The following is a 7,859-nucleotide window of genomic DNA, read 5'->3' on the forward strand; positions in this document are numbered from 1 at the left end:
TCCCGCCACGGCGTGTTCTGCAGCTCGTACGCTTCGAGCGTGAACGAAGGGCGCGCGTCGAAAGCTGCGTTGAATGCGGTGTCGCACCGGGCCCGTTCCCGATTGGTGCAATAAATGAACGCAAGGTATTTATGGGCAGTAGATCGCTCGTGCCCATCTGTCAGACCTGCAAACAGTGAAGCCTGTAGTGCTTTTTCTGCCAGCTCCAGCTTTCGCGTCTCGTAGAGCGATATGCCCTGTCCCAGATATTGACGTCCAGCCGAAGAAACCGAGTTCCCCGCTTCAGGTTTGCTTGGTTCGTTGCAATCCACCGAGGCGATTGCAGTGCTGAGACCCAGGCACAGGCAACAAGCTCCCCATCGCAGTAAAGCGTTTATTGGCATATCGACAGCAGGCGCTCGCGGACGTGAATTATTCGAACTGGTGACTGATCACCACCGGCTCGCCTTTTTTGACCTGGACTGTCTTGGTGACTGGCGCTGCGGCCGGATTGCTCACGTCAATGCGATGCAAGCCTTCAGGAAGCTCGATGGAAGTCAGTGGTGGCGTGGTTCCCAAAGAGTTGCCGTTCACCGAGATCCGGCCCCATGGGCTTACGCGCAGAACAACACGCCCTACTTCTCCCGCTGTCTTTGGCGGAGTCTTGGCTGCTACTACCGAATCTGCAACGGCAGGATCTCCTTTGGGCGCAGGCGGTGGTGTCGTCGCTGCCACCGCCACAGCCTTTGGGGCCGTTGTTGCAGGCGGCTCTGACGCTGAGGGCGCAGAGGTCGCGGCAACGACAGGCTGGGTGGGTGCTGACGCTAAGGCAGCTGGCGGCGGACTGACAACCGGGTCTAGAAATTCCAGACGATTGATGAGGGCCATCGCTTCGCTGCGATGCTTGCCCTTCGGGTAGGCGCTCAGGTACGAGTCCAGCATGGCTGCAGAGCCCGCAGCCTGTGCTTCTTTCCAATGTTGGTCTTCCAGATTCAGTGCTATCTCTTCTGCGGACTGGTGCGCGGCCACGTCGTGCTTGGTCAACCAAAGAACCAACGCAGTGGCTACGAACAGCGCGAGGGCCGCAATCGTCCATCGCAGCGTCAAAGCGCGTGTGCGCGTGTGTCGCAGATCGCTGCTGATCTCCGCATTTTGGCGTTCTCGAGCGTCCGGCTTCGCGGGCAGTTGGGGTGTTGCTGTGGCGTTGCTAGTTGATGCAGCAGACGATGTCTGGGGGGCAAACTTCAGTATGTCGATGTCGCTGGCGACGACTGCTGCTTGCGGAAGTGTCTGGTTCGCATGGGTGGCCATCGCGGTAACGGGCTCGCGCTGAGCGGGTTCTGCCGAATCGTTTAACGGCAATGATGCGTTGGCCTCGGTAACTACGCCAGTGGGTTTCAACGACTCATGCAGGCCCGTGTTGTCCGAGGCTGCGAGCGTTGGATGGGGGAGCGAAGAGGTAACCACCTGAGCACCTGGTAAGACATCGTGCCAGGGCGCATGCATGGGCATGGTGAACGTTGTGATGCCGAGCAGATCCTTGAGTGCAGCAATCGTCTGTGGTCGCTCCTGAGGTTTCACCGCCAATGCGTGACCCACTCCACGCAGAAACTGGGATGAGTATCCTGGGTAGTCAGCGGGCGATAAAGCTGCCACCGGATCGTTGATCATTCTGGCGACCGATGTTGCTGGTGGCTTCCCGGTGATCGCTAGGTAGAGCATCGCGCCAATTTGGTAAATGTCGGTCCATGCTCCCTGCGGCATGGCGCCGTCATCTACGTACTGTTCAATGGGAGCGAAGCCTGGCTTCAACACCATCGTCAGGGCCTGCGTCATGTCACCGATGATTCGCCGAGCGGCCCCAAAATCGAGCAGCACAGGCATCCCTGAGTTTTGCAGGAATACGTTATCGGGAGCGATATCGCGGTGGTAGCAATCGGCTGCATGCAGCATCTCGACGACATCGAGGATGGGACCTACGATCGCGGCCAGCATGCGTTGATTCATGCGTTCTTGTTGGGCATTCAAAAATGCTCGGAACGTCTGCCCTTCGTAATGGCGCATGACCATGTAGGCCGTGCCGTTCAGTTCGAAAAATCGGTACACATGTACCAGAGCTGGATGCGAGAACTTGGCCAGCAGTCGGGCTTCGTTGATGAAGCTTCGCAGCCCGGCATCGAATGCCCCACGATGCTGCGAACGGACGTGGATTTCGTTGGATGATTTACGCCCCGCCAACGTGGCGGGCATGTATTCCTTGATGGCAACAATCCTGTCAAGGCTCACATCGCGGGCGCGATACACAATGCCAAAACCACCTTCTCCAATGACGTCCAACAGCCGGTATTCACCGATATGGACGCCCGGCGCGAGGCAGTTTGCCGAACCTCCTGCGGTCTCAATCATCACGTGGCTCCCTGTGTATTCATCGCCTCATCGGCTTTTCCCAAGCGGTCAGTAGATCTTCAGTGCTCCTGCAATCGGAGCTGACGCTGTCTGCTCTTGCAATGTGCTGACTTGTCTCGCTGTGTATGCCATTTACGTTGTCGCAGCTTGACCGCTGCAACTTGTCGGACTACTGCGCCCCTGACGTATGGAAGACTTTTTCAACGCCCTCAATCGTTTTCGATGGACGGGGAAGGCTCTGGCATTTTTGTTTCTTCGCCAAGCCACTAGAGTCAATCGTTGGCACAACCCTTCGCAGTCATGTTCGCCTCCTGAAGAGCACTCATCGCCAAGTTACTTGTAGTGCGTTTGTGGCGGGCGAGTCTAACGTGGACAAATTGCAAAAAACGTCACAAAACCACGACTTCAGATGCTGCGAAACACACTGTTGCTAATGTTGCTGAGAGCCGCTGAATTGCTGTGACTTGATACCCCTCCGGGCGCTTGGCGTCCGTATCATCCGCCCGCCAACAAGCTTGCGAGGGAGGGGAATTCAAGCAAGCGAAGCTCCATATGCACAAACAAACACACGTTTCCAAGGTGAGCGTAGTGGTGGCGTATGGCACAGTGTTTCCGCATGTCTCGCATGCCGGCTGTGAGCTTCGTACCTCTCCTTCAGTCGTGAATTCTGTGGGGGCGCAACGCTGCCTCTGCGGAAATTGAGAGCGTGCGTGTGCCGTTCAAGCAACGGCGCCTGCAACGCATTTTTGAACCAAGGAGAGGTACCCGAATGACAGTTGCGATTTTTATGAAGGTGGAAGGTGCGAGCGGTGAATCGAAAGACGCAGCGCACAAGGATTGGACGGATGTCGAGTCGTTTACCTGGGGGGTGACCCAACCGCACTCTATGGCCTCTGGTGGTGGTGCCGGTGCCGGTAAGGCTGACTTTCAAAACCTGAATGTTGTCGCCAACATCGACAAGTGCTATCCCGCTGTGCTCAAGCATTGCGCCACGGGCAAGCATTTGGGTCAGGTAGAAATTTCGATGTGCAAGGCCGGTGGCACGCAGATTGAATTCGGCAAGATCACCCTGACGGACGTGATGGTTACCAACGTGACCGTCAGCGGTACAAGTTCTGGCGACACCGTGGTCGTGAACTACGCGTTCCAGGCTGCCAAGATCAAGACGGAGTACTCCGAACAGACCAACCAAGGCGGCAAGGGCGCTACCAGCCAGATGGGCTTCAGCATCAAAGAAAACAAGGAAGCCTGAACGCACGGCTGCTTGTGATAGCGCCCACTTGGGTGAGCGCTATCCAAGTGTCGTACTGTAGGGGGCCGGCTTTCCTGCAAGCGTTCGCTCTCGGCCTCAGTGACTTGTGAGATCGACGCGATTCGATGTGCGAGCAGGAAATGAGAGCGTGCAAGCGCCGCAGAGCGGGCCCAGCCGTTGGCTGCCGCTAAGCCATTTCACCGAGAACTGGGGGGGCTGGCGGTCCATCCGTCGGAAACGGTTTTACCCACTACCGTTACTCTCCAGCCATTCCCGCGCAATCGTCTCATCCATCGGTACCGACACCACAAACCCCTGGATCACATCGCACCCCAGTTCCTTGAGCAATGCGATCTGCCCTTGTGTCTCCACCCCTTCCGCCACCGTCTTGAGCTGCAGGCTGCGGGCCATCTGGATGATGGCGGTGACGATGGCGACGTCGTCGGCACTGCCGGGGGTGTCGGTGACAAATGACCGGTCGATCTTGAGCTTGTCGATGGGGTAGCGCTTCAGATATGCCAGGGAGGAGTACCCGGTGCCGAAGTCATCGATGGAGATGCCGACGCCCAACGCCTTGACGGCGTGCAGGGTGTTCAGGGTCCGGCCAGTCTGGTGCATGAGCACGGACTCGGTCAGTTCGATCTCCAGGTATTGCGGTGCCAGCCCTGTTTCCTTGAGGACGGCCGCGATTTCAGCGGCCACATCGCGCTGGCGGAATTCGAGGGCCGAGAGGTTGACTGCCACGGGCACCTTGGCCAGGCCCTGGTCCTGCCAGGCTTTGAGCTGGCGGCAGGCTTCGCGCATCACCCAGCGGCCGATGGGCGTGATGAGGCCCCGTGACTCCGAGAACGTGATGAACTCATCGGGCCCCACCAGCCCACGCTCGGGGTGGCGCCATCGCACCAGCGCTTCCAGGCCTTGCAGCGAACCGTCGGCCAGGCAAATTTGCGGCTGGTAATGCAGCACGAAGTCGTTGCGTGCAATGGCGTCGCGCAGCAGGCGCTCCTGGTGCAGCACATCGAGGGCACTGGCCTCCATGCTGGTGGCGTAGAACTGGCGGTTGCCGCGCCCGCTGTCCTTGGCATGCTGCATGGCCGCATCGGCGCAGCGCAGCAGCATGTCGGCGCTGCCACCGTGGTCCGGGTACAGGCTGATGCCGATGGACGGGGAGATGGTGAGCGGCAGCTGATCGACCGTGAAAACGCCGTGCATGGACTCCAGCAGCTTGTCGGCCACCATGGCCGCGTCATCGGGCGTCTGCACGTCGGTCAGCACCACCACAAACTCGTCGCCGCCGATGCGCGCGACCACGTCGGCGTCGCGCACACCCTGGCGCAGTCGCTCGGCGACGTTGCACAGCAGCTGGTCGCCCGCATGGTGGCCGAGCGAGTCGTTCACGGTCTTGAAATGGTCGAGGTTCATAAACAGCACCGCCACACGGCCATGCCGCCGGCGGGCCAGCGACAGCACCTGCGACAGCTGCTCCATCAGGAAGTGCCGGTTGGGCAATTGCGTGAGGGGGTCGTGCAGTGCGATGAAGGCTTCGCGCTCCTGCGCCTGTTTGCGGGCTGTGATGTCGCGCACCACCACGATGCGGTAGTCGGCATGGTGCAGGGGCATGGTCTTGCCGACGACCTCGACGGGGATGGAATGCCCATCCTTATGGCGGATGGTGACTTCGTACGGATCCTCCCGTCCGCTGCGGGTGTATTCCAGCGCGGTGGCGCGCCACTCGGGGCTGATGAAGTTGAAGATCGACAGGCCCAGCACTTCGTGCAGTGCAAATCCCGTCAAGCGGTACAGTGCCTCGTTGCCGTCGGTGATGATGCCGTCGCGATGGAACACGATGGCCTCGTCCGTGGCCTCGGTGAACTTGCGCATGCGTTCTTCGCTCTGGCGTACCTCACGCTCGGCGCGCCAACGCTCGGTGATGTCGGTGATCAGCACAAAGGAGCCGAGCTGCAGCCCCGCGTTGCCAAAATGCGGGATCAGGTTGACCTCGATCATCCGCACCTCGCCGTTGGGCAGGGTTTGCTCGCGCGTGTATTTCACGCGCTCACCGTGCGAGCAGCGCTCCACGTACGGCTGGATGGCCTGCCAGGCCTTGTCGCCAATCGCCTCCTGCACGGTCAGTCCCAAGATGGATTCGGTGCTGTGGCCGTTGTAGGCGGCGTAGCCCTGGTTGGCGAACTGGCAGCGCAGGCCTGGCAGGTCGTAGTAAGCCATCAGTGCCGGGACCGAGTCGGCGATCAGGCGCAGCAGCGAGTCGCTGGAACCCCCTTGACCTGGCGTGTTGGCTGCGTTGGATGAGTCTGGCATGGACCGCTCGGTACGTATCTGTTTGTTATAGCCGATACACCTGACGGGGGCGTAAGGTAGTTGCCCGGATACCCCGCACCGGATAATCGGCCCATGACCTCCAAAGAAAACCAAGCCCGCACTGATTTCAGCGCGCTGGCCCTGAGCCCCGCCATGCTGGCCAACCTGCAGCAGCTGGGCTACACCACGATGACGCCCATTCAGGCGGCCAGCCTGCCCCCCGCCTTGCTGGGCAAGGACCTGATCGCCCAGGCCAGCACCGGCAGCGGCAAGACCGCCGCGTTTGCGCTGGCGCTGCTGGCCAACCTCAACCCCCGCCGCTTTGCGGTACAGGCCCTGGTGCTGTGCCCCACGCGCGAGCTGGCCGACCAGGTGACCACTGAAATCCGCCGCCTAGCGCGCGCCGAAGAGAACATCAAGGTCGTGACCCTGTGCGGCGGGGTGCCGCTGCGCGGCCAGATGCTGAGCCTGGAGCATGGCGCGCACATCGTGGTGGGCACGCCTGGCCGGGTGATGGACCACCTGGAGCGCCAGCACCTGACGCTGGAGGCGCTCAACACCCTGGTGCTCGACGAGGCTGACCGCATGCTCGACATGGGCTTTTTCGACGACATCGTCGTGGTGGCCAAGCAGTGTCCCAAAGAGCGCCAGACCCTGCTGTTCTCGGCCACCTACCCCGAGGGCATTGCCAAGCTGAGCGCCCAGTTCATGAAGTCGCCCGAGCAGATCACCGTGCAGGCGCAGCATGCCGAGGGCAAGATCGAGCAGCGCTGGTACGAGGTGAAGAACAGCGAGCGCCTGCATGCCGTGTCGCTGCTGCTCAACCACTTCCGGCCCGATTCGTCCATCGCGTTCTGCAACACCAAGCAGCAGTGCCGCGACCTGGTGGCCGTGCTGCAGGCCCAGGGCTTCAGCGCGCTGGCGCTGTTTGGCGAGCTGGAGCAGCGCGAGCGCGACCAGGTGCTGGTGCAGTTTGCCAACAAGAGCTGCTCGGTGCTGGTGGCCACCGACGTGGCCGCGCGCGGGCTGGACATTGCCAACCTGGCCGCCGTGATCAACGTGGACGTGACGCCCGACCCCGAGGTGCACATCCACCGCATCGGCCGCACGGGCCGGGGCGATGCCGAAGGGCTGGCGCTGAACCTGGCCAGCCTGGACGAGATGGGCAGCGTGGGCAAGATCGAACAATTGCAGGGCCGAGAGTCGCGCTGGTTCCCTGTGGCCGACCTGACACCGACCGGCAACGGCCCGCTGGTGCCGCCCATGGTCACCATCCAGATCATCGGTGGCCGCAAGGAGAAGATCCGTGCGGGCGACGTGCTGGGCGCGCTGACCGGCGAGATGGGCTACACCCGAGAGCAGATCGGCAAGATCAACGTGAACGACTTCTCCACCTATGTGGCGGTGGACCGTGCCATCGGCGCCCAAGCTGCCCAGCGCCTGAACCAGGGCCGGGTGAAGGGCAAGACCGTGAAGGCCCGCCTGGTGACGGGAACCCAGGACTTTGAGTAAAAAGCGCCGGATGCGCTAGTCAATCATGCGCCAATAGCTATCAATTTGATAGTAAATGCGCGTCCTGCACTGGCGGCATCAGCGCCGTGCTGCGGCAGCCTCCAGCATCCGCACCATCTCTCCAAAGCCCCGCTGGCGCGCCAGCTGCTGGGGCGTGTTGCCCTGCCGGTCGGTCAGTGCCTGGCTGGCCCCCGCCTGTAGCAAGGCTTGCAGTGTCGCCTGGTGGCGCGGACCGCCGTTGCCCAGCACGATGGACTCGATGAGCGCCGTCCAGTGCAGGTTGTTCACATGGTCCAGCGGCGCCCCGGCGGCGATCAACTGACGCACCACGCCGTCGTGCCCCAGGTGGGCGGCGGCGATCAGGGCCGTGCCGTCGTAGCGGCTGGTCACC

5 protein-coding genes and 1 pseudogene are annotated in these 7,859 nt (G+C 61.4%); 2 read left to right on the plus strand and 4 right to left on the minus strand.

The window, feature by feature from the left end; genetic code table 11:
* Together DBR23_RS30130 and DBR23_RS00465 are read right to left on the minus strand one after the other, a co-directional pair.
* Positions 1-311 (minus strand): annotated as a pseudogene (locus tag DBR23_RS30130) (PEGA domain-containing protein); the annotation flags it as partial.
* Between the two features lie 100 nt (positions 312-411).
* The gene (locus tag DBR23_RS00465) at positions 412-2,385 is read right to left on the minus strand and encodes a serine/threonine-protein kinase (protein WP_108496951.1); all 1,974 of its coding nucleotides are present in this window, start codon (positions 2,383-2,385) and stop codon (positions 412-414) included.
* 769 nt (positions 2,386-3,154) lie between these two features.
* Here DBR23_RS00465 and DBR23_RS00470 point away from each other — a divergent pair.
* Positions 3,155-3,637: a type VI secretion system tube protein Hcp gene (locus DBR23_RS00470; RefSeq protein WP_056059598.1), complete on the plus strand. Its 483-nt coding sequence runs from the start codon at positions 3,155-3,157 to the stop codon at positions 3,635-3,637.
* A gap of 243 nt (positions 3,638-3,880) precedes the next feature.
* On the opposite strand, the gene DBR23_RS00475 is transcribed toward DBR23_RS00470, so the two are convergent.
* On the minus strand, positions 3,881-5,956 hold the full coding sequence (locus DBR23_RS00475) for a bifunctional diguanylate cyclase/phosphodiesterase (protein WP_108496952.1): 2,076 nt from the start codon (positions 5,954-5,956) through the stop codon (positions 3,881-3,883).
* Between the two features lie 93 nt (positions 5,957-6,049).
* On the opposite strand from DBR23_RS00475, the gene dbpA reads away from it, so the two are divergent.
* Positions 6,050-7,468 (plus strand): ATP-dependent RNA helicase DbpA, encoded by a 1,419-nt coding sequence (gene dbpA, locus DBR23_RS00480; protein WP_056745567.1) that lies wholly within the window; start codon positions 6,050-6,052, stop codon positions 7,466-7,468.
* 78 nt (positions 7,469-7,546) lie between these two features.
* On the opposite strand, the gene DBR23_RS00485 is transcribed toward dbpA, so the two are convergent.
* A partial coding sequence (locus tag DBR23_RS00485; RefSeq protein WP_146191174.1) for an ankyrin repeat domain-containing protein occupies positions 7,547-7,859 on the minus strand: 313 nt, incomplete at its 5' end.

It is taken from the genome of Acidovorax sp. HMWF018, from assembly GCF_003061035.1.
Classification (GTDB): Bacteria; Pseudomonadota; Gammaproteobacteria; order Burkholderiales; family Burkholderiaceae_C; genus Acidovorax; species Acidovorax delafieldii.